The organism is Aquimarina sp. Aq78, assembly GCF_900299525.1.
Classification (GTDB): domain Bacteria; phylum Bacteroidota; class Bacteroidia; order Flavobacteriales; family Flavobacteriaceae; genus Aquimarina.
Window position 1 is genome coordinate 302376 of record NZ_OMKA01000026.1, and the last position, 21949, is coordinate 324324.

General features: G+C 33.9%; 21 protein-coding genes. 13 read left to right on the forward strand and 8 right to left on the reverse strand.

The annotated features are described in order from the left end of the window. Positions 1–14: 14 nt before the first annotated feature. From DG435_RS17575 to DG435_RS17595, 5 genes are read left to right on the forward strand one after another with little or no spacing between them, the layout of a single operon-like run. Positions 15–4403 carry a CusA/CzcA family heavy metal efflux RND transporter gene (locus tag DG435_RS17575; protein WP_106791842.1) on the forward strand — a complete coding sequence of 1463 codons (4389 nt, stop codon included), beginning with the start codon at positions 15–17 and terminating at the stop codon, positions 4401–4403. Positions 4404–4405: 2 nt separating this feature from the next. Continuing rightward, complete coding sequence (locus tag DG435_RS17580; RefSeq protein ID WP_106791843.1) at positions 4406–5599, forward strand: efflux RND transporter periplasmic adaptor subunit; 1194 nt, start codon at positions 4406–4408, stop codon at positions 5597–5599. A gap of 2 nt (positions 5600–5601) precedes the next feature. Then, positions 5602–6018 (forward strand): Fur family transcriptional regulator, encoded by a 417-nt coding sequence (locus tag DG435_RS17585; protein WP_106791844.1) that lies wholly within the window; start codon positions 5602–5604, stop codon positions 6016–6018. A 55-nt stretch (positions 6019–6073) separates the two neighbouring features. Continuing rightward, positions 6074–6442, forward strand: coding sequence for a DUF3703 domain-containing protein (locus DG435_RS17590; protein WP_106791845.1), 369 nt, complete (start codon positions 6074–6076; stop codon positions 6440–6442). A 2-nt stretch (positions 6443–6444) separates the two neighbouring features. Next, positions 6445–7323: a cation diffusion facilitator family transporter gene (locus tag DG435_RS17595; RefSeq protein ID WP_106791846.1), complete on the forward strand. Its 879-nt coding sequence runs from the start codon at positions 6445–6447 to the stop codon at positions 7321–7323. A 7-nt stretch (positions 7324–7330) separates the two neighbouring features. Here DG435_RS17595 and DG435_RS17600 read toward each other — a convergent pair whose 3' ends face one another. From DG435_RS17600 to DG435_RS17615, 4 genes are read right to left on the reverse strand one after another with little or no spacing between them, the layout of a single operon-like run. Beyond that, positions 7331–7708, reverse strand: coding sequence for a hypothetical protein (locus tag DG435_RS17600; RefSeq protein ID WP_159025505.1), 378 nt, complete (start codon positions 7706–7708; stop codon positions 7331–7333). Between the two features lie 4 nt (positions 7709–7712). Next, entirely contained in the window at positions 7713–8819 is a 1107-nt protein-coding gene (locus DG435_RS17605) for an alkene reductase (protein ID WP_106791848.1), read from the reverse strand. Positions 8820–8822: 3 nt separating this feature from the next. Further along, positions 8823–9230, reverse strand: a complete 408-nt coding sequence (locus DG435_RS17610) for a DoxX family membrane protein (RefSeq protein ID WP_106791849.1) — start codon at positions 9228–9230, stop codon at positions 8823–8825. Beyond that, entirely contained in the window at positions 9227–10210 is a 984-nt protein-coding gene (locus tag DG435_RS17615) for a polysaccharide deacetylase family protein (protein WP_106791885.1), read from the reverse strand. Before DG435_RS17615 ends, DG435_RS17610 begins: the two co-directional genes overlap by 4 nt. Before the next feature lie 102 nt (positions 10211–10312). Between DG435_RS17615 and DG435_RS17620 the strand changes: the two genes are divergently transcribed. From DG435_RS17620 to DG435_RS17655, 8 genes are all read left to right on the forward strand, one after another. Beyond that, complete coding sequence (locus DG435_RS17620; protein ID WP_106791850.1) at positions 10313–11143, forward strand: AraC family transcriptional regulator; 831 nt, start codon at positions 10313–10315, stop codon at positions 11141–11143. Positions 11144–11229: 86 nt separating this feature from the next. After that, positions 11230–12333: an AraC family transcriptional regulator gene (locus DG435_RS17625; protein WP_106791851.1), complete on the forward strand. Its 1104-nt coding sequence runs from the start codon at positions 11230–11232 to the stop codon at positions 12331–12333. A 168-nt stretch (positions 12334–12501) separates the two neighbouring features. After that, entirely contained in the window at positions 12502–12705 is a 204-nt protein-coding gene (locus DG435_RS17630) for a hypothetical protein (RefSeq protein ID WP_106791852.1), read from the forward strand. Beyond that, positions 12702–14597 carry a S41 family peptidase gene (locus DG435_RS17635; protein ID WP_106791853.1) on the forward strand — a complete coding sequence of 632 codons (1896 nt, stop codon included), beginning with the start codon at positions 12702–12704 and terminating at the stop codon, positions 14595–14597. Before DG435_RS17630 ends, DG435_RS17635 begins: the two co-directional genes overlap by 4 nt. Positions 14598–14693: 96 nt before the next feature. Further along, positions 14694–15158, forward strand: coding sequence for a hypothetical protein (locus tag DG435_RS17640; protein ID WP_024768480.1), 465 nt, complete (start codon positions 14694–14696; stop codon positions 15156–15158). Positions 15159–15185: 27 nt separating this feature from the next. Then, positions 15186–15959, forward strand: coding sequence for a hypothetical protein (locus DG435_RS17645; RefSeq protein WP_106791854.1), 774 nt, complete (start codon positions 15186–15188; stop codon positions 15957–15959). A gap of 40 nt (positions 15960–15999) precedes the next feature. Further along, positions 16000–17049 (forward strand): S41 family peptidase, encoded by a 1050-nt coding sequence (locus DG435_RS17650; RefSeq protein ID WP_106791855.1) that lies wholly within the window; start codon positions 16000–16002, stop codon positions 17047–17049. A gap of 382 nt (positions 17050–17431) precedes the next feature. After that, positions 17432–17704 (forward strand): hypothetical protein, encoded by a 273-nt coding sequence (locus DG435_RS17655; protein ID WP_106791856.1) that lies wholly within the window; start codon positions 17432–17434, stop codon positions 17702–17704. 47 nt (positions 17705–17751) lie between these two features. Here the strand turns inward: DG435_RS17655 and DG435_RS17660 are convergent, their stop codons facing one another. The 4 genes from DG435_RS17660 to DG435_RS17675 are packed head-to-tail and all read right to left on the reverse strand — an operon-like array spanning position 17752 to position 21948. Continuing rightward, a complete protein-coding gene (locus DG435_RS17660; RefSeq protein ID WP_106791857.1) occupies positions 17752–18777 on the reverse strand; it encodes a UDP-glucose--hexose-1-phosphate uridylyltransferase in 1026 nt (341 codons plus the stop codon). Next, positions 18771–19214: a DUF4440 domain-containing protein gene (locus DG435_RS17665; RefSeq protein ID WP_106791886.1), complete on the reverse strand. Its 444-nt coding sequence runs from the start codon at positions 19212–19214 to the stop codon at positions 18771–18773. Before DG435_RS17665 ends, DG435_RS17660 begins: the two co-directional genes overlap by 7 nt. 1 nt (position 19215) lies before the next feature. Continuing rightward, positions 19216–20367, reverse strand: a complete 1152-nt coding sequence (gene galK / locus DG435_RS17670; protein ID WP_106791858.1) for a galactokinase — start codon at positions 20365–20367, stop codon at positions 19216–19218. After that, entirely contained in the window at positions 20368–21948 is a 1581-nt protein-coding gene (locus DG435_RS17675) for a solute:sodium symporter family transporter (RefSeq protein ID WP_106791859.1), read from the reverse strand. It abuts the gene before it with no gap. Position 21949: the final 1 nt, after the last annotated feature.

The window sequence follows — 21949 nt, forward strand, 5'->3', positions numbered from 1 at the left end:
ATTAAAAATATTATATGCTTAATAAAATAATTAGGTATTCCATAACTCATAAATTGATTATTGGATTACTAACATTAGCACTGATTATTTTGGGAATATATTCATTAAAACAGCTGCCAGTGGATGCTGTTCCCGATATTACAAATAATCAAGTACAGGTGATTACCTCTTCTCCAACATTGGCATCACCAGAAATCGAGCGGCTAATCACTTTTCCCGTAGAAATTACAATGGCTACCATTCCCGAAATTGAGGAAATACGCTCGTTTTCACGTTTTGGATTATCAGTAGTAACCATTGTTTTTGAAGAAAACGTAGATGTGTATTGGGCAAGACAACAAGTTAGCGAACGCCTTGTCGAAGCACAATCCCAAATTCCTGAAAATATAGGAAAACCTGGTATAGCTCCTTTGACCACTGGTCTGGGAGAAATTTACCAATATGTTATTACTACAAAATCAGGTTATGAAGACCAATATGATGCAACAGAGTTAAGAACTATTCAGGATTGGATTATAAAACGTCAACTACTAGGTACACCAGGAGTAGCAGGTGTAAGTAGTTTTGGAGGATATCTGAAACAATACGAAATTGCCATACGACCCGAACGATTAAATGCTATGAATATATCAATTTCAGAAATATTTAATGCATTAGAAACTAATAATCAAAATACAGGGGGTGCTTATATAGAGAAGAATGATAAAGCCTTATTTATACGAAGTGAAGGATTAATCGGAACTATAGAGGATATAAAAAATATTCTCATTAAACAGACATCTGATGGGATACCAGTTCTAATTAGTGATGTAGCTAAGGTGCAAACCGGGAAAGCCATTCGTTATGGGGCTACTACTCGTAATGGAGAGGGAGAAGTAGTAAGTGCTATTGTAATGATGCTTAAAGGAGCAAATTCTGCAGAGGTAATTAAAAATGTAAAAGATAAAATAGCATCTATTACCAAAACACTTCCAGAAGGAGTAATGATCGAACCTTTTTTAGATCGGACTAAGTTAGTAAATAATGCAATTGGTACAGTGACCACTAATCTCATAGAAGGTGCATTGATTGTCATTTTTATACTATTAATATTACTAGGAAATTGGCGAGCAGGGCTTATTACAGCATCGGTAATACCCTTATCACTTTTGTTCGCTTTTAGTATGATGCATCTTTTTGATGTTTCTGCAAATCTAATGAGTCTTGGAGCTATTGATTTCGGCTTGATAGTAGATGGAGCAGTAATTATTGTAGAAGCCACCTTGTTTCATCTTGGAGCCTTGAAACTTAACAAGAGGTTGACACAGAAAGAGATGGATGAAGAAGTTTATAAATCAGCTAGTAAAATCAGAAATTCTGCTGCTTTCGGTGAAATCATTATTCTTATTGTGTACTTACCCATTTTGGCCCTGGTAGGAACAGAAGGAAAAATGTTCAGCCCAATGGCACAGACAGTAGGTTTTGCCATCCTGGGAGCTTTCATATTATCGCTCACTTATGTTCCTATGATGTCTGCATTGGTATTGAGCAAAAAAGGAACCCATAAAGAAAATATTTCCGATAAAATCATGAATTTCTTCTATAAGCTATATGAGCCTATAATCAAATGGTCAATGCGTAGTAGAATATTTATTCTGGCAATCACATCAGGACTTTTTATAATAGCATATCTGGTGTTTAACAACCTTGGAGGAGAATTTATTCCAACACTAGAAGAAGGAGATTTTGCAGTAGAAACCAGGGTACTTACAGGAAGTTCTCTTTCTAATACAATAAAAGCTACAACCAAAGCAGAGAAAATAGTACTCGATCAATTTCCAGAGGTATTACAAGTAGTTTCAAAAATAGGTTCGGGAGAAATACCTACCGATCCTATGCCCGTAGAAGCTGCAGATATGATGATTATTCTTAAAGATAAATCAAAATGGGTATCTGCTTCCAATCGTTCAGAATTGGCTAATAAAATGGCAGAAGCTTTAGAAGTGATACCAGGAGTGGCTTTTGGTTTTCAACAACCGATACAGATGCGATTTAATGAATTAATGACAGGGGTACGCCAGGATGTGGCCATAAAAATTTATGGAGAGGATTTAGCTCGACTTTCTTCTTATGCCAATCAAATTGGTAAAATTGCCGGAAAAGTCAAGGGAGCAGTCGATGTTTATGTTGAAGAAGTAACGGGAGTACCACAAATTGTAATAGATTACAATAGAGCTCAATTAGCAAAGTATGGTTTGGATATTAAAACAGTTAACAATACAATTCAGGCAGCTTTTGCAGGGGCATCTACAGGATTGGTTTATGAAGGAGAAAAACGTTTTGATTTAGTAGTGCGTTTGGATAATAGTAACAGAACCAATCTTACAGATGTGCAGAATCTTTATATTAATGGACACAATGGAGAACAAATTCCATTACAACAACTGGCAACAGTATCTATCAAGGATGGTCCTTATCAAATACAACGAGATAATACAAGACGACGTATTATCATTGCTTTTAATGTTAGGGATCGCGATGTCCAGAGTGTTGTAGAAGAAATTAGTACTAAAATTGACAATCAGGTAAATTTTGCATCGGGATACACTGTTGCTTATGGAGGTCAATTTGAAAACCTGGTCAAAGCTAAACAACGCCTTGGAATAGCAGTTCCTTTAGCATTATTGCTTATTTTCATTCTATTGTATTTTACTTTTGGTTCTTTAAAACAAGGAGTCTTAATATTTACAGCGATTCCCCTTTCTGCTATAGGAGGTGTCTTTGCTCTTTGGCTTCGGGATTTGCCATTTAGTATTTCTGCAGGTGTTGGTTTTATAGCCTTATTTGGTGTAGCGGTATTAAACGGAATTGTACTTATTGCAGAATTTAATAGATTAAAAAAAGAAGGTATTACCGATATTTTTGAACGAATTTATAAAGGTACCAAGACTCGATTACGACCTGTAATTATGACTGCAACTGTTGCTTCATTAGGGTTTTTACCAATGGCAATTTCTCAAACCTCGGGAGCAGAGGTACAACGACCTCTTGCAACCGTAGTTATAGGAGGATTGATTACCGCTACTTTTTTAACCCTGGTGGTATTGCCTATTCTCTATTATTATTTTGAAAAAAGAGTACAAATGAAACCAAAAAAAGCATTGCTTTTACTAGTAGTACTTATTGGAGTAGCAGGAAATATGACTAGCATAAATGCTCAGACTAGTGAAGCAAAAACCATTTATCAAAGTTTAGAAGAAGTTATGGACGCAGCTTTAAGAAATAATCCAAACCTAAAAGTTGCTGCGTTTCAAACCGAGAAGGAACATGCCTTAAAAGGAACTAGTTTTAACTTACCCAAAACTGATTTTTACCTAGAATATGGGCAAATGAATAGCGATTTTGATAATGATACTCGGTTTAGTATCAGCCAGAAATTTGCCTTCCCTACGGTTTATACCAACCAGAATAAATTGGCTAAAGCGACGATAAAATCTAGTGAATTGAATCAGGAAGTGGTTCAAAATGAAGTGATAACACGATTAAAAGCAACGTATTATCAATTGTGGTTTCTAAAGAGTAAACAACAATTGCTTCAAAAACAAGATAGTATTTATCAGCGATTTGTATATGCTGCAAACCTGCGATTTAAAACAGGAGAAAGTAATGCGTTAGAACAAGCAACAGCCAATGCAGAAGTTGCAGATTTGCAAATTAAAATACAGGAGAATAATGCCACTATACAACGATATAGATTGCTTATGCAAAAATTGGTAAATTCTGAAAACAAGGTTGATATTGATGTAGGGGATTTAAAAGTAAAATCAAATTTGCTGCCAGTAGATCAAAATACTACAGCTGTAGAGAAAAATCCAGTACTATCTTTTTACAAAGAACAAATAACTATTGCCGATATTAAGAAATCGGTAGAGGTATCAAAAATGCTTCCCGATATCACATTAGGGTATTTTAATCAATCTTTTAATGGCCCAGGACAAACCGTAAATGGATCCGATGTGATTTTTGATTCTGGAAACAGATTTACCGGGGTAAAGTTAGGTTTGGCTATTCCGATTTGGGGCAAACCACATGCAGCAAAAATAAAAGCGGCCAAAATTCGTCAAAAAGAAAGTCAGGCACAGTTAGATGTGGTAGAAAATGAAGTTAATACCCAATTAAATATGCTTTTGGAACGACTAGAAAAAAACCAAAAGAACTTGTTATATTATGAGAAAAATGCGCTTTCACAATCTGAACTGTTATTAAAACAATCTCAGCGAGGTTTTACAGAAGGAGCTATTGGATATATAGAATATGTACAAGGAATCAATCGGGCACTAGAAATTCAGACCAAATACTTAGAATTCATAAACGCTTACAATCAAACTCTTATCGAAATTGAAAGTATAAACGCAATTCAATAAAAATGAAAACAAACATATATAAATTAATAGCCATATTCATACTTCTGCTTACCTTAGGGTGTAATAATAAACCAGCTACAACTTCTGAGGAAAAACATGAAGAAGCTAACGAAAATCTTGTCGAGTTGACAGATGAACAAATGAAACAAACTCAAATAGAAATAGGTAAAGCTCAGAAACGTAAAATAGGAAATGAGTTAAGTGTAAACGGAATGATCGATGTTCCTCCTCAAAGTAATCTTTCTGTTACGGTTCCTTATGGAGGGTTTTTGAAATTTACCGATATGCTACCAGGTACACGATTAAGAAAAGGACAACTTGTAGCAAGAGTAGAGAATCCTGATTTTATAGAGTTTCAAAGAGATTATCTCGAAGCAGTTGCAAAAAATGAATATTTGAAAGCAGATTATGAACGTCAGGAAACATTAAATAAAGAAAGTGTCTCTTCGACAAAAGTATTTCAAAAAGCAAAAAGCGATTACTTGATTAATAAAGCAAATATTCAAGCTTTAGAAAGTAAATTAAAAATGGTAGGAATCAACCCTTCTAATGTAACCAATGGAAGAGTATCTTCTATGGTAAATGTGTATTCTCCTATCAATGGGGTAGTGAGAGAAGTATATGTGAACACTGGGAAATATTTTGGTTCGGAAGATGTATTGATGGATATCACCAATGCCGAAGATTTGCATGTCGAGCTCAAAGTATATGAAGATGATATCCCATTAATAAAAAATGAGCAACGTATTCGTTTTCGTTTAGCAAATGAACCAGATAAATGGATGGAAGCAGAGATTTTCTTAATAGGTAATAATGTTAGTGATGATAGATCTATAACTATTCATGGGCACTTAAAAGAGGAAAACCAGGAGTTGCTTCCAGGAATGTTTGTAAACGCAAAAATTGAAGTTGGTGCTCGCGAAGCATATGCTGTTCCAGAAGAAGCCATAGTTCGTTTTGATGGAAACCATTATGTTTTTGCAGCAGGAGAGAAAAGAAGTGAGGGAGAAGCAATAGTTACGGATTTTGAAATGATCCCCATCACCAAAGGAACCGAAGAAGATGGGTTTGTAGCGATTACATTAGAGGATAAAAATAAAGACATTAGTACTACTCGATTAGTAATAAAAGATGCTTTTACCATATTAGGGAAGGCAAAAAACAGTGAAGAAGGAGGTCACGGTCACGGGCATTAGCAATGAACACCATTGAAGTTTTTTTAGAATCAAAGAAAGTGCGTCCAACAGCGATGCGAATGCTGGTCTATAAATATATGACTCAGAGTAATGTAGCTAAAACACTTGGAGATATTGAAAATGCTTTTACAAAAGCAGATAGAACAACACTGTATAGAACCTTAAAGACATTTGAAGAAAAAGGGATTGTACACCAGGTAGATGATGGAACGGGCACTATAAAATACGCACTTTGCGAAGCTGGTTGTAATTGTGATATTGACAGAGATTTGCATTTACATTTTCATTGTAGTAATTGTAGAGAAACGATATGTCTTACAGAACATAAAATTCCTCAAATCAATTTACCAGATGGATATGTAGCCGAAGACATGAATTTGGTAGTAAAAGGTATATGTGAGCATTGTAGTGGTCAATAAATGCACTTCTATTGCATGGCTACTATGCATATTTTTGTACAAAAGAAATAACCGTATGAAGTTTAATATAACAATGCCGCCAAAGCTTAAAATTGAATATGATAAAGAATTGTCACTTTATAAAACGGCATTATCTAATAACGATTTATCAAAGGCCTGGGATCATTTAGAGCGTAGCCATATTTTGGGACAATCATACCCCATAGAGCATTCTTATACGCATTATTTGATGCTTAAATATGGCATGCTTACCAGAGATACCAGAGAGATTTTTGGACAAGTTATTCGTTTGATTGTGGGTGGTTGGAAATCATTTATTAATAGGGTTCCTATTGGTAATACAGGAGGTGCTAATATACCTCCTTTAAAAACAATGCCTATACCTCATGATTTAAAAATAAAATTAGAATCATACCAAAAGTAATTATGGGACACAACCATTCACACGACCACGCAGGAAAGAATTTAAAAATTGCATTTTTTCTAAATCTAGGTTTTACGATTTTAGAAATCATCGGAGGTTTTTATGTAAATAGTATTGCTATTATTTCTGATGCTATTCATGATTTAGGAGATTCACTTTCTTTGGGTACTGCTTGGTATCTCGAAGGGAAATCGAAAAAAGAAGCCGATGCTAAATTCTCATTTGGTTACAGGCGTTTCTCTCTTTTGGGAGCGTTGATTAATAGCATTGTTTTGATTTTAGGATCTATTTATGTGATTTATGAAGCCATAGGTAGATTATTAGAACCCGAACATTCTGATGCCGGAGGAATGATTGTTTTTGCACTCATAGGAATAGCAGTCAATGGTTATGCTGCATGGAAAGTAAGTAGTGGGAAATCATTGAATGAGAAAGTGGTTTCCTGGCACTTGATGGAAGATGTATTGGGTTGGGCTGCTGTGCTCTTTGCAGCAATTGCTATATATTTTACAGATGTTCAGTACCTCGACCCTGCCCTTTCTCTTTTAATAACACTCTATATTCTATATAATGTTATTAAGCGACTAAAAGAAACACTATTTGTATTTCTACAAGGGATCCCAAAAGATATTAATATAGAAGAAATAAAATCAAAAATATTACAAGTACCACATATTGATTCTATACATCACTTACATGTTTGGTCATTAGAAGGAGAACATCATGTTTTTACGGCACATGTTAAGCTAAAAGACATTACAGAAACCGATCAGATTATTGATATAAAATCAGAAGTTAAAATGATCTTAATGATATATCATTTTAGCCATTGTACTATTGAAACAGAATTGGATGGTGAGGTGTGTATGTTAACAGAGTAATAGGAGGTTATTTATATTCTACCGTGTTAAACTTTAATAATACATCACCGATATTTTCTAAATTATGTACAAAATCACCTTTAGCATCGTGATCGTAATATGATACATCTCCTTTTTGATACTGTATTTCGACAATTCTACCATTTTTATAATGTGATATGGCGGCTCCTTGGGTTAAACAAACCCAAGTATAGTTTTTTGTATGCTTATGAAAAGGTAACCTATCTCCAGGTTTTAAAATAATAGACCAAACTTTAATACTATCATCTTCAAATAAAAGAATATCTCCTACACGATCACTTTCATTGCTGTTTTGTAGTTCTAGTATTTTGGTACTATCCCAATCTTTAAAACTACCAACAGGATTAATTTCTTTTGTCATCATAGTTTTATACTTCTAGAAATGGATAATCGGTATACCCTCTTGCGTCACCACCGCCAAAAAGAGTATGGGGATCAGAAATGTCGTTCATTATAGCATTTAGTTGTACTCGTTTAGGATAATCAGGATTGGTTAGAAATTTTCTTCCAAACCCCACAAGATCAACTAAGTTTTTGTTTAATAGATCGTTAGCTTCTTTAGGAGTTTTATTTCCTGTAGCTATAATTGTATGTGTAAAATTAGCTCTCAATTTAATTCTGAAATCTTCTGGAATTGTGGGAGCATCATCCCAATCGGCTTCGCATAAATGAATATAGGTTACTCCTATTTCGTTTAATGTTTTGGCAGCGATCATAATGGTTTCTAAAATTTCGGGATCATTCATGTCCTTAAAGCTTATAAAAGGAGATAATCTCACTCCTGTTTTATCAACACCTATTTCATCTGCCACAGCTTGAGTAATTTCTTTAAGAATACGAATTCTGTTTTCTTTGGTTCCGCCATATTCATCTGTTCTATGATTGCTATTACTTCGCAAAAACTGATCAATTAGATACCCATTTGCCCCATGAATTTCTACCCCATCAAAGCCAGCTTCAATAGCATTTTTAGCCCCTGTCCTAAATTCTTCGATAACCTGAGTAATATCACCTTTGGTCATTTCCCGAGGTTTTTCGACAGGAACAAATGTAGCATCACCATTAGGCGCACCATCAAAAATATATACTTGTGTATCTTTTGCTATTTCTGCAGAAGGAGCAATAGGTTGCAAGCCATTTACTTTCGAAGAGCTTACACGTCCTACATGCCATAGTTGTAAAAAGATTTTACTTCCGTTTTTATGCACTGCGTCTGTAACGAGTTTCCAACCTTCGATTTGTTTCTGAGAATAGATTCCAGGGGTTTTTGCATAGCCCATTCCTTGTACAGAAATTTGAGTAGCCTCACTAATAATAATCCCGGCAGAAGCTCTTTGTTGGTAATATTTTGCCATTAAAACATTAGGTACATTTCCTGGTTCTTCTGCCCTGGAGCGTGTCATGGGGGCCATTAAAAAACGATTTTTTAATGAAAGCTCATTCATTTTGTATTTTGTATATAGTGTAGTTTTCATAACTTATTTTTGTAAGAGATTATCAATTGAAAAATGGTTGTTTTGCGTTGTATCAATCAAAAGGTAAAAGAACAGTACATAGATCATTTGAAACCCAACCCATTCCCATTGTTCGGCTAAACAAGAACCAAAAATCAGAACGATCATTAGCATTCCTCCTGTGAGGCAGGTACGATAAGTATACAATCCAAAAACAAGGAATACACCAATAGTAAGTTCTACAAAGGGTAATATTTTTGCAAAAGGAGAAATAAATATTTCAGGTAGTATTGTTTCTTTATAAAGGTTTGCCATCCAGTTACTAAAGGTTTTTATTTTTGGAATCCTTACTAATCCATGTGCTAAAAGATTGATGCCCATTGCTAATCGTAGTAGAAAATAGGCATGATTTTTTGAAGTTGTACTTTTCATTTGTTATACATTAATTCAGAATTATCTCTTGGCGTTTTCGGGTCATCTTTTATCATTTTTGCAATATCATCTTTACGCATAAATACAACGCCTTTATGCTTTTTAGCATACTGTATGAATAGATCTACTACACGAACAATTGACGGTGCTCCACCGATTCTATCGTGTAAACTCACAGACATCATTCTTCTTTTACTTCCCGCTTCATCATATAATTGATCAAACTCCATTTTTAATTGATTTAAAAACTGATCAGGAGACCAATTTTTGCCTTCAATATTTACGATATCATTATTACGAAGCGTATACGGCATGACTACAAAATCCTCTCCCCTAACCTCTGTGATAAATGGTTGGTCATGACTTAAGTCATCTATATGATATAAGAAATCAAGTTCTTGTAGAACCTTTAATGTGTTGGGGCTACGTCGTAACCAATTGGCATTATAGCCTCTACCACGTTGCCCGGTAATGGTTTCAACTGTGTCAATACCGGTTTTTATAAATGCTAATTCCTGTTCATAAGTCATATCCCATTGATCGTTCCAGGCGATACCATGTGCAGCAATTTCATGACCATGATTTGCTATAGCTTTGGCAACTTCGGGATACTTGATAGCAGCAGCTCCAACGATATGAGAACTAACTTTGATACTGTGTTTATCCCACAAATCCAGCATTCTGTAAATACCTTCTTTGGCACCATAACGAAACCAACTTTCTGCCGGAAGATCAGGACTTCCTTTTGGTAATGGTTTTGCAGCAAAAGGACTTTCTGCACCCTCAGGCTGTCCGCCAGTTTCAAATTGCATTGAGAACGAGATCACCAGACGCGCATCATTTGGCCAGAAACGATGTACTAGGCTGTCGTTTTCTATTGCTGTCGTTTTTATAAACTCTTTTTCTGAAGTATGGCTAGAAAATAGAACTATACATACGGTTGTAGATAGTATTAAAAAACACACTTTTATTAGTCTCATTGGGTTTACCATTTGATTTATAATGCAAATTTATATGAAGGAAGAAACATATTTTTGGTATATATTCATTGTATATTTGTATAAATCTATGTTAGTATACTTGTGTCAAAACGTTTTTTTAGTGCAAAGTCTTTAAATGTATTTGAGCTGTCGCTTGATAAGTGGGAGTATCCAAAGCATTCTCATAATTTTTTCGAATTAATTTTTATTCTGAAAGGAAATGGGCAACATGTTTTAAATGAAAGTGTTTTTGAATATACCGAAGGAGACATCTTCTTGTTAACCCCAAAAGACGAGCACGAATTTAGGATTAGAGATCATACAGACTTTGGTTTTATTAAATTCACAGAGCAGCTTTTTATAGAAAAAACAGAACTTGTTTCTGATTTAAAATGGCGAAAGAATTTAGATGCTGTTGTATTACATGCCAATAGTATTCCCGAAAATATTGTTTCTAATACTACAGACAGATCTCATGTGTTTGAATTATTTCGAATTATTAAAAAAGAGTATATAACTCCCTCACTTTATAGCCGATCAATTTTATTAGAGTTATTAGGTGCATTATTAATTATAATATCAAGAAATCTTAATAAAAATGCTACTATACATGCTATTTCTGAAGAAGAAAAGGTGAGTGATATACTTACGTATATACGGCAGAATGTTTTGGATAAAGATACCATTAGAATAAAGGAAATTGCTGCAACATTTAGTATGTCTCCTAGTTATGTAAGTGTGTTTATTAAAAAACATGCAGGTATTTCAATACAGCAATATGTAATTCAGACAAAAATCAAAATGGCAGAACGATTATTGAAACAAACAAATTTGAATATTTCTGAAATAGCTCAAAAAACAGGTTTTACAGACTCCAGCCATTTTAATAAATTATTTAAAAAATATACAGGTAAGAATCCAAGTGAATTTTAATCAACCAAAATAATTTTATAAATTAATACTTTTTGGAGTCATTATTGTAACAATGCTTCATCTACAAATTTCTATACATTTAGATAATGGAAATAAATTATAATATTGTATCCTTTATAGATACCCTTGGGTTAATACAAGGTGTTATTCTTGGTCTGTTACTCATTATCATAAATAGAAAAAAGGATAAATCTACTTTATTTTTGGGCTTGTTTATAATTGTATATGCATTAAACTTGCTTCCTGTCATTTTAGAAGATTTAAATATTATAACGTATTACCCTCAATATGACTTATTGCCTTTTGATTTTACCTGGTTGATGTTTTCTTTATTTTATATCTACGTTCAGCAGGTTTCAATACTTTCTAAAAACAAACTTAGTTACTGGACACTAATTCCAGGAGTATTAGAATTCATTATCGCAATAGTTGTGTTTTTTCAGGATAATGATTCGAAAATAGAAATAGAAGAATCCCTTTGGTATAATCTGATACTTTTAGGAGGAGTTCTTTTTTCTTTTTATATAGGTTTTAAAACCTTAAATTTTATTAAAAAACATACAAAGGAGTTAAAAGATCAATATACTTCTACAAAATATAGAGAGTTACGTTGGGCAAGAGGATTTGTTGGCTTTGGACTTCTCCTTACTTTTATTGCAATAGCTTCTGACTTTTTTGACACCGGTTTTTACTTTGATTTAACTATTTCTACCATTAATGTTATGTTATTGTATTGGATATCGGTACGAGGTATTCTTCAACAAAACGTAACAACTTTAATTCCTATATCAGATGATGTAATGGTTGTGGATAAAAGTGATAAAAACACTGGCTCTTTAATTCATAGTGAAAACACAGCAAAGCTATTGCAAGAAATAAAGAAATATATTCGGGATGAAAAGATATATACTGTACCCGATTTAACTATCATTGATATTGCAGAAAAAATAGGAACGCACCCTAAACGTATTTCGGGTGTTATAAATTCTCAACTTAATCAAAATTTCAACACCTATATCAATAGTTTTAGAATTGAAAAAGCAAAAGAACTTCTAAGAAGCGATATTGCAAATAATTTAAGTGTTGAAGGTATTGGTAATGAAGTAGGTTTTCAAAGTAAAAGTACATTTTATGATGCCTTTAGAAAATATACAGGTACCACTCCTTCTCGTTTTAAAAACAGCGCATAATCTTCTTTTTTTGAAGTCCGGATTCCTGAAACAGGAATGAAACCTTTGATTTTACAACTATTTCCGTTCGGATTTCTGAAATCCGAACCGCTACTCTATTGAATTTCTTGGCTGTCTTTTTCCTTTTAACAAATCTTTGTACAGCGTTAAAAATTAAACTATTCAAAAATGAAACGTGTAGTTATAGTATTACTAGTTTTTTTAATTGTGGTGTGGTCCAGTTTTATTATCTGGGAATTACAAATAACCAAATGGGAAAAAACCATAACTGGTCCATCAATACGAGTTGATTTGGTTCTTATACTACCCATCCTGATTGGAATAACAATTTATGTGATTGATCAAATTATTACAATATCAAAAAAGAAATGAAAAAACTAACATACATAATCAGCCTCTTATTTTTTATAAGTATTTCTGTATATAGCCAGAAGATTCAAGATTTAGAATATTTATTAGACCGGGAATGGAAATACGATCCATCGGGAATAGAATCTGTGGCAGAGGGTTTATATGTAAAAATATTGACCGAAGCAGAAAAAAAAGGAGATAAAAAAGAAGGTAAAGAACTAAAATCTAATAAACAGGAAATACTATTATCTATTAAAGAATTGGTGTCTAACGCCAGATTCAAATTCAATTCAGACTATACATTAAATACAGAGATAAATGGAGATATTACTGAAGAGAAATGGACCTATAATAGTGATAGCAAAACGATAAGTTATGTAAATAGTACTACTAAAGAAGTCAATACTCGAGCTGTTAAAAAACTAACCAAAACGCAGTTTGTCTTTATTAATCAAGATGGACAAGAAATAGTATTTACACCAGCATTGCCTAAAAAACCATTTGATCCTTTAGTATTAAAAGAAGATTTAAAAATCTATCGTGATATTATAGAAACGGCACATAGCGGAATGTATTTGTACACTGCTAAAGAAACCTTTGATTCGATATTTAAAAAAGCAAATGAAAGACTGCCAAAGCTTCAAAATATTCGGGAATTTTATAACCTAATAGCAGGAATTCATACTAAAATAAATTGTGGGCATTCTAGTTTTTATGCCTCGGGAGATATTTTTTCAGAATTAAAAAATAATACTACCAATGCCTTTTTCCCTTTCAAAGTAAAGTTCTTAAAAGACACATTGATTGCTGCACAGGACTATGGGAAACTAAAGAAAGGGGATCAGATTTTAAGTATTAACGGAAACACAACTAAAAAGATAACTACAGAGGCTTTTAAATTATTAAGTTCTGATGGGTATAATACTACTTTTAAATACAGGCAATTAGAAGATGATTTTTCGACCAATTACTTTTTGGCTTTTGGTCCACAAGAGAAATTTACCATAGCATATTTACATAATTCAGATAAAGAAAGTTGTACCGTAGAGTTACCGGGAATTCCGAAATCTGAATTAGAAAATACAATTACAGAAAGTCATTATGAAAAACCATATTATCTGGAATACCTGGATAGTAGTACAGTTTTATTAACTGTAAATACATTTTCTACCGAGACTCGAAAAAATCAAAAAAAATTCTTCAAGTTCCTCAAAAATTCTTTTGGCGAAATAAATAAAAAAGGAATTAAGAACCTGATTTTGGATATCAGAGAAAACACTGGTGGAGATGATGGAAATGACATGGAATTAGCTTCGTATTTAATTGATACGCATTTTAAAGAGAATAAGTATAGAAAACTAAGCACCATTGATAATTTACCACCATATCCACAGTATTTACTACCGCAATGGTATGATATGATGGAGTTGGATTCGAACAGTAGCCCAGAGGCTATCCAGAAAACTATGAAAAAGATGGTGAAAGAAGAAATGATAAAAGGAGATGATGGGGCGTATTATTGGAGAGAAGATAAAGTTATTCATCGTGACCCGGCAAAAAATAAGTTTAAAGGAAATGTATTTGTCTTAACGAGTGGTAGAGTTTTTTCTGGAGGAGGTTTGTTTAGTGCGCTAGTAAGAGATAAAAGTAATGCCATTTTTATAGGAGAAGAAACTGGGGGAGGATATTACAGGCATACAGGATCTATCCCACTGTTTTATAATCTGCCCAATTCTAAACTGATCTTTTCCATCTTCATTGTGATTAATGAGCAAGACGTTGATAAGAGATTATTTCCAGAAGGCAGTGGTACCATGCCACATTATGAGGTATATCAAACAATCGAAGAGTTTAACAATGGAAAGGATGCTGTTTTAGAGAAAACAAAACAATTGATAAAAGAAGTAAAATAATATTTAGACAATAAAAATAGGGTGTTCTAGAAGTTTACTGTTGTGTAAGAAGGAAGAACACTGAAATTAATAGTAAATAATATAAAAGTAAGAAAAATGAAGAAAGTAATTTTATTAAGCGCATTTATTATCGCATCAATCGTAACGAGTACTGCACAAACTTCAACTCCAAAATATGAAGTAAAAGTTATTACAAGTGTAGAATCTATAGTTCCAAGTGGTTTAGGACGTTCAAGACTTATTTCAGCAAATGCAGAAAGAGATTATAAGGAGTTCACCTCTACACAAACAGAAGATGATAATACACGTAATAAATCAAAAAGAAAAGCAATTCGTGTTAAGGATTTTGAGGAAACCAAACTTTTAAACTTTTACAACCTAGTAGGGATTCGTTTTCAAAACATTGCAGCAAATGATGCTGTGATTTCATCAAAGATAACCACAATGTTGGCAGAAGGTTGGGATCTTGTTTTTGTAACCAGTGCAGTAGAAAGTGATGCTGGCGAAGGAGATAGTAATGGGATATTTATTACACGTTACATTTTTAAACGAGCAATATAATAGTGAATTAATTCATAAAACGAAAACATGAAAAAAACCTATTTAATTGTGCTCTTTTTTGCAGTTAGCCTAGTACAGCTTTATGCACAAAAAACATCATCTTTTTATGTTGATATTGGTGGTGGCTTTTCTTCCTTTCAGGATGTAAAATACTCTAATGTAAGGTATAATGGATTTGGTGGTGTATTTGGATTAGGATATCTAAAAGAAAATGAAAAAGCAATTTGGGGAGTTAATTTGCAAGGAATAGTAACCACAGAAAAAGCTGCTACTCACGATAATACGGTAAGTACTTACAATCCTATGTTACAGGCCAAATATCTTCATCGTATTAAAGAAAATCTATTTGTTGGTGCAACATGGGATGTACTGGATCTATATGCAAAAAGCTTTGATGGTTTAGGTAATAATAGTGCATACAATGTTACAGGAAGCACATTGTGGGCCTCGGCGATATATGATTATAAAAAGTTTCGTTTCGGTTTAGATTTAGGATTGATTTCTTATTTCAAAGAAAGCACAGGGTTTGCTTTTTCGGCATCACAGAATGTACTCGAAAATGGAGATTTTGATTATCAAAATGATAAAATTGATAGCCCTTTTGCCTTTAAGTACTATGAATTAAGAACTATACCCAGACATTTTCAGGTAAGAACGAGCATACGATATCAATTATCAAACCGATTTTCTGTAGGATATAAATGGCACCTGAGAAAGTTTTCAGAGGTTAAGAAGTATCCGGTAACGTATGGTACACATTCGCTCTCTATCCGATATAATATTTTCAAACGCACTAAGTAAGAGTGATGCATTTAATTAATTTTTTTAATCAAACATTGTAATGAAATATCTAAAAATAAAAATATATCTGCTTCTATTTTTGGCTGTGTTCAGTTCTTGCGAAAAAGCGTTGATGGAACCAAATCCAGAAACAGATGCACTTGCTGTATTTGATGAGTATACGACTCTGGTACAGGAGAAATATGCTATGCTGGAATTTAAGAATGTGAACATAAATACGTTGAGAAATAACCTGAGAGGAAAGATTAATACTACTACAACTCAAAAAGAATTTTTTGAAATTCTAGGCGAGGTTACCAAAAGTTTAAGAGATGGGCATTCTAGCCTTATCGAAGACCAGAGCAATCCAAATGGTATGTCTGCAGGTTTTGATCTTGAAGAAGGGTATCCAGCAGGAATAGACGCAGCGATCTTAGTGAATAATTATATTGGTACTACAGTTAATTCTGAAATAAAAACATTAGCAGGAGGACAGGGATTTAGAGCTGTGTGGGGTACTTTGCCACAAGATAGAAAAGTTGGATATCTATGGATTCCTTCATGGAATGTTGAGATTTCTGATGATGAAATTGAGCGAATATTCTCAGACTTAAAAGATACCAAAGGTCTTGTTTTTGATATGCGGACTAATACAGGAGGCGATCCGGCTTTGGCAACCAAATTTGCATCTTATTTTACAGATAAATCTATTTATACAGGTTTTGAAAGATTTAAAACAGGTCCGGGACCAAAGGATTTTTCGGATAGCCATATTACTCTTCAACCATCAGGCAGCGCAAACAAGTACTTGAAGCCTGTGATGATACTTACCGATAGAAATGTATATAGTGCGTCTACTACATTCTTGTATTCTGTTGACCCGGTAGAAAGCATAAAAACTGTAGGACAAAGAACAGGAGGAGGAAGTGGATCTGTAGCAGATGGATATTTGGCAAACGGGTGGTATTGGAGTTTGTCTACCAGTGAATTTATCGACGCTCAGGGAAAACACCTCGATGATGGTGTTGAACCCGATATTCCTGTAGTACTTAACCTGGAAGATACTGCAAAGGATGAAGTGATCGAAAGAGCAATATTAGAATTGAAATAGTAGGTATAAATATAGTATAGATATCTCTATATAAAGCATTAAATGTAGATAGGTTCGGGGGAGTAGTTGCCTGGGGTAGTAGTTAGAAATGACTAAAGCTCCAGGTTTTCTATGTTTTAGCAGATAATCCGGATTAAATATATTACACAACCCTTCCTTTTTTCCGATAGAATTACTCTTTAAAATACGTTCTGATATTCAAATGCAAACCTGAAAACTACAACATCACGAATTAAAAATTTAGCTTACGGTTTTCCTTACATATTGAATACGGAAAAACCATAATTTTGCTTTTATTACGATACCAATAATGTAAAGAATATAATCAAAAAGTGATAATTATTGCTTTTCGCAGTGCAGTATGCGTTTTCAATCTATAGTTATGAATATCATGTTAAAGCAAATACAATTGATAGAGCGAATTGATCAACTTATTCGTTTACAAGCTACCGGATCTCCCATAGAACTGGCAGCAAAGTTAGGCATCTCCAAAACTAAATTATATCGTACGCTTTGTATAATGAAAGAATTGGATGCACCTGTAGAATTTGATACGCTCACACAGAGTTTTGTGTACTCAGAACCGGTAGGATTTACTTTTGGATTCTATAAAAAAGGTCAAAAAATGAATATCATTAACCCTTCTATAGGATAGTTAAGAGGAGTGGTTAACTCAAAACCTGAAAATCAGTATTCCCTTTTTTAATAGATTAAATCATAAAGCATTTTTGCAGCGGTTTCTGCTGTAACATCTCGTTGTGGCATCCCGAACATTTCATAACCAACCATAAATTTTTTAACGGTAGCACTTCGTAATAATGGAGGATAAAAACTCATATGCCAATGCCAATGCCTATGATCAAGATTATGAGTTGGGGCTTGATGAATCCCACTAGAATAGGGAAAAGAACAATTAAATAATTGATCGTATGCTCGAGTTAATACAGAAATACATTCTGAATAAGCAATTCGCTCATTTGGATTCATTTCTATAATTGATGACTGTTTCTTTTTTGGAACAATCATCGTTTCAAATGGCCAAATAGCCCAAAAAGGAACTAATACAACGAAGTGTTCATTTTGAAATATAATACGTTCTTTCTTTTCTAATTCCAGAATCACATAATCTTCTAATAACGATGTACCATTTTTAGAAAAATAGAGTCGTTGATTGTTGTCTTTTTTTAAGATCTCATTGGGCAGATGAAATTGACTCCAGATCTGCCCGTGGGGATGAGGATTGCTACATCCCATAACAGCACCTTTATTTTCAAAGATCTGTACGTAATTAATCTCTGGTAGCGCACCTAATTTTTGATATTCTTCTTGCCATACTGCTACCACTTTTTCAATAGCTTCTACAGACATATTGGCCAAGCTTTTAGAATGATCCGGGCTAAAACATATTACCTTGCAGATTCCTGTTTCACTTTTCACTTTAAACAATTCTTCTTCTACAGCAAAAGAAGGAGATTCGTTTTGCAATGCGGCAAAGTCGTTTTCAAAAACAAAAACATCCTGGTAGTCTGGATTTTTCTTTCCTCCTGCTCTAATATTTCCCGAGCATAAATAACAATCTTTAGCATAAGAGGGCAATGATTGTGTATTGATTTCTTCTTCCTGGCCTTGCCAAGGTCTTTTTGCTCTGTGCGGGGATACCAATACCCACTCTCCTGTAAGTGGATTATAACGTCTGTGGGAGTAGTCTTGTAAATCTGTATTTAACATGAGGAATCTGCTACAATTTTCCAATTACCATTTATTTTTTTGAAAATGATCATAAAAGTACCGTCAGCATTACCTACGCTACGTATTAAATGATACTCTCCCATCACAAAATAGGATTCACTATCAATTCGTGAAATGTCATTGATGACAAAATTTAATGTACCGGTATGTGCTCTAGAGGGATATCCTTTTTTATAATTAGATAATGTTTTATCCCAACCATACGTTAATCCTCTGCTACCATAAAACTTTAAAGAATCAGACTTCCAATACCCTTGCATATACTCTTCCAGGTCATGATTCGACCAGGCTTGTTCTTGTGCTTTCAGTACTTCAATGATTTGCTGTTTATCGGCTTTCTCATCGACCTTTATTTCTTGATGACAGCTGATCAACCCCATTAGTATTCCCAATATAAATAGATATCTTATTGTCATATTATTTGATTTTATATGTTCCTTCTGCAATTTGTATATCATATCGACTTAAGATTTTGTTGAATTGTTTATGATATAACGGTGCAACCGTATTAATAAATGTATCTGTAGCTCCTTTTTTAATGATATTAACAGTACAACCACCAAATCCACCTCCCATCATTCGTGCACCTAATACATCTGGATTCTGTTTGGCATGATCTATCAAAAAATCCAATTCAGCACAGCTTACTTTATACTGGTTTTGCAGCCCGTTATGTGACTCAAAAAGCAGTTTGCCAAAAGTTATATAATCCTTTTTATCTAGAGCAATAGCAGCTTTTAAAACTCTTTCATTTTCTTGTATGATAAATAAAGCTTTTTGGTAATGGTCTTCAGTAATTTCTTTTTTAATAGCACATAATGTTTCATATGTGGCATCTCTTAGAGCAGATACTTCTAAGCGTGCAGCTACAGCTTCACATACCGAACGCCTTTCATTATAGGCACTTTCTGTAAGACTGTGTTTTACATTAGTATTGATTAAAATAATATCATGTTCTTTAAAATCAATAGAAAAGTAGGTTGCTTTAAGATCTCTGCAGTCTAATAATAAAGCTTTGCCTTCTTTTCCAAACATACTCGCATATTGATCCATAATACCGCACTGTACTCCTACATAATTGTGCTCTGCTTTTTGAGAGATATAAATCATTTCTTCTTTGGTTAATCCAAGTTCGAACAATTCATTTAACCCAAAAACGATACTGTTTTCCAGGGCAGCAGAGGATGATAATCCGGCTCCGAGAGGAATATTGCCAGCAAAGACTAAATCAAAACTACAGATTGTGACATTTCTTTTAAGAATTTCGGCAACTATCCCCAATACATAATTTTTCCACTCTCCATTTTTGGCAGGTTGGATATTTTGTAGCGAAAATTCTAAAACCTCATCGGTATCTATGGCATAGACCGAACAATACATATTGTTATTTTTCTGGATCCCCGAAACTATCCCTTTATTGATTGCTGCAGGAAAGACAAACCCACTATTATAATCGGTATGCTCTCCGATTAGATTGATCCTACCCGGAGAAAAGGATAATACAGGTTTGGTGCTAAATCGTTTCAGAAAAGTAGATTCTACCTTTTCTAGTAATGATTCATTTGTCATTTATGCAAAGTATATATAGATTCCTAAAACAATCAAACAAATAGTGATCCCTACAACATTAAGGTGTTTCCAGGGAGTGATATCAACCTGCTCTGTATAGTGTTGCTCATAAGCTTCTGTTCTTGGTCTGAATTTGCCAATAAGTAACATGATAAGTACATTAAGGATGAATAATATTGCCATAACATGTAAGAAGTGAGGGAATTGCTCAACAAAAACAAATTCATCTAATAAAATATAAGCAACATATAAAACCACACCAGAAATGATAGCAATTTTTGCTGCAATTGCAGGAACATATTTTGTGAGGTATCCCACTACAATAATGGTTAAGATAGGAATGCTATAACATCCGTTTACTTTTTGTAAATACCCAAATAGGCCATCAGGAGCGTACGCAATTAATGGAGCAATACACATGGCCAAAATTGCTAATATGATGCCAAAACTTTTTCCTGCTTTTACCGTTTGCCGTTCTGTAGCATCAGGTTTAAAATGTGATTGGTATATGTCAATTCCGAATAAAGTGACCGAACTGTTTAAAGCTGAATTAAAAGAACTTAAAATAGCACCAAATAATACTGCTGCAAAAAATCCTACCCAAGCTGCAGGTAGCACCTTGGTCACTAACATCGGGTATGCCTCATCTGGATTATCCAATGTGTTCCCGAACATATGAAAAGCGATTAACCCTGGTAATACAACAATTAGTGGCCCCAGTATTTTTATAAAAGAAGCTAATAACAATCCTTTTTGTCCTTCTTTTAAATTTTTTGCCCCTAAAGCTCTTTGGATAATTGCCTGATTGGTTCCCCAATAGAACAATTGCACCAGCATCATACCAGTGAATATAGTTCCTATCGGAATTGAAGATTCTGGTCCTCCCAAGGCTTTGAGTTTTTCGGGATGAGATTGCGTTAGTGTAGCGATTCCTTCAAAAATACTACCATCACCAATGGCCATCAATCCAAATACTGGTATTAACAATCCTCCGATTAGTAATCCTATTGCATTAATGGTATCTGATACGGCTACTGCTTTTAAACCTCCGAAAATTGCATAAATCGACCCTATGATACCAATTCCAAAAACGGTTACCCATAAAGCAGTAGTTTCATTAACATTTAATATACCAGGCACATCAAACATTGTATTAATTGCCAGTGCCCCGGAATATAAAACGATAGGTAATAACACCACCACGTATCCGCTTAGAAATAATGCAGAGGTGATTGTTTTGGTCGTTTTATCATATCGTCTTTGCAAAAATTGTGGAACGGTGGTTATTCCTCCTTTTAGATATCGAGGTAATAAAAATACGGCTGTAACCACCATGGCAATTGCCGCCAGCGTTTCCCATGCCATAACCAGGATCCCTTCTTTAAAGGCGGCCCCATTTAACCCTACGATTTGTTCGGTTGATAAATTGGTTAATAATAACGAACCTGCAATAACGATTCCTGTTAAACTTCTTCCTCCCAGAAAATATCCATCAGAAGAAGACTCGTCTGTTTTTCTGCTTTTTACATAAGCTATTATTGCTACTAATAATGTAAACCCTATAAATGTAATGAACTGCATA

Coding starts and splice junctions, on each gene's coding strand:
- DG435_RS17575 (WP_106791842.1), top strand. CDS start 15: ATGCTTAATAAAATAATTAGGTATTCCATAACTCATAAATTGATTATT.
- DG435_RS17580 (WP_106791843.1), top strand. CDS start 4,406: ATGAAAACAAACATATATAAATTAATAGCCATATTCATACTTCTGCTT.
- DG435_RS17585 (WP_106791844.1), top strand. CDS start 5,602: ATGAACACCATTGAAGTTTTTTTAGAATCAAAGAAAGTGCGTCCAACA.
- DG435_RS17590 (WP_106791845.1), top strand. CDS start 6,074: ATGAAGTTTAATATAACAATGCCGCCAAAGCTTAAAATTGAATATGAT.
- DG435_RS17595 (WP_106791846.1), top strand. CDS start 6,445: ATGGGACACAACCATTCACACGACCACGCAGGAAAGAATTTAAAAATT.
- DG435_RS17600 (WP_159025505.1), bottom strand. CDS start 7,708: ATGATGACAAAAGAAATTAATCCTGTTGGTAGTTTTAAAGATTGGGAT.
- DG435_RS17605 (WP_106791848.1), bottom strand. CDS start 8,819: ATGAAAACTACACTATATACAAAATACAAAATGAATGAGCTTTCATTA.
- DG435_RS17610 (WP_106791849.1), bottom strand. CDS start 9,230: ATGAAAAGTACAACTTCAAAAAATCATGCCTATTTTCTACTACGATTA.
- DG435_RS17615 (WP_106791885.1), bottom strand. CDS start 10,210: ATGAGACTAATAAAAGTGTGTTTTTTAATACTATCTACAACCGTATGT.
- DG435_RS17625 (WP_106791851.1), top strand. CDS start 11,230: ATGGAAATAAATTATAATATTGTATCCTTTATAGATACCCTTGGGTTA.
- DG435_RS17630 (WP_106791852.1), top strand. CDS start 12,502: ATGAAACGTGTAGTTATAGTATTACTAGTTTTTTTAATTGTGGTGTGG.
- DG435_RS17635 (WP_106791853.1), top strand. CDS start 12,702: ATGAAAAAACTAACATACATAATCAGCCTCTTATTTTTTATAAGTATT.
- DG435_RS17640 (WP_024768480.1), top strand. CDS start 14,694: ATGAAGAAAGTAATTTTATTAAGCGCATTTATTATCGCATCAATCGTA.
- DG435_RS17645 (WP_106791854.1), top strand. CDS start 15,186: ATGAAAAAAACCTATTTAATTGTGCTCTTTTTTGCAGTTAGCCTAGTA.
- DG435_RS17650 (WP_106791855.1), top strand. CDS start 16,000: ATGAAATATCTAAAAATAAAAATATATCTGCTTCTATTTTTGGCTGTG.
- DG435_RS17655 (WP_106791856.1), top strand. CDS start 17,432: ATGAATATCATGTTAAAGCAAATACAATTGATAGAGCGAATTGATCAA.
- DG435_RS17660 (WP_106791857.1), bottom strand. CDS start 18,777: ATGTTAAATACAGATTTACAAGACTACTCCCACAGACGTTATAATCCA.
- DG435_RS17665 (WP_106791886.1), bottom strand. CDS start 19,214: ATGACAATAAGATATCTATTTATATTGGGAATACTAATGGGGTTGATC.
- galK (WP_106791858.1), bottom strand. CDS start 20,367: ATGACAAATGAATCATTACTAGAAAAGGTAGAATCTACTTTTCTGAAA.
- DG435_RS17675 (WP_106791859.1), bottom strand. CDS start 21,948: ATGCAGTTCATTACATTTATAGGGTTTACATTATTAGTAGCAATAATA.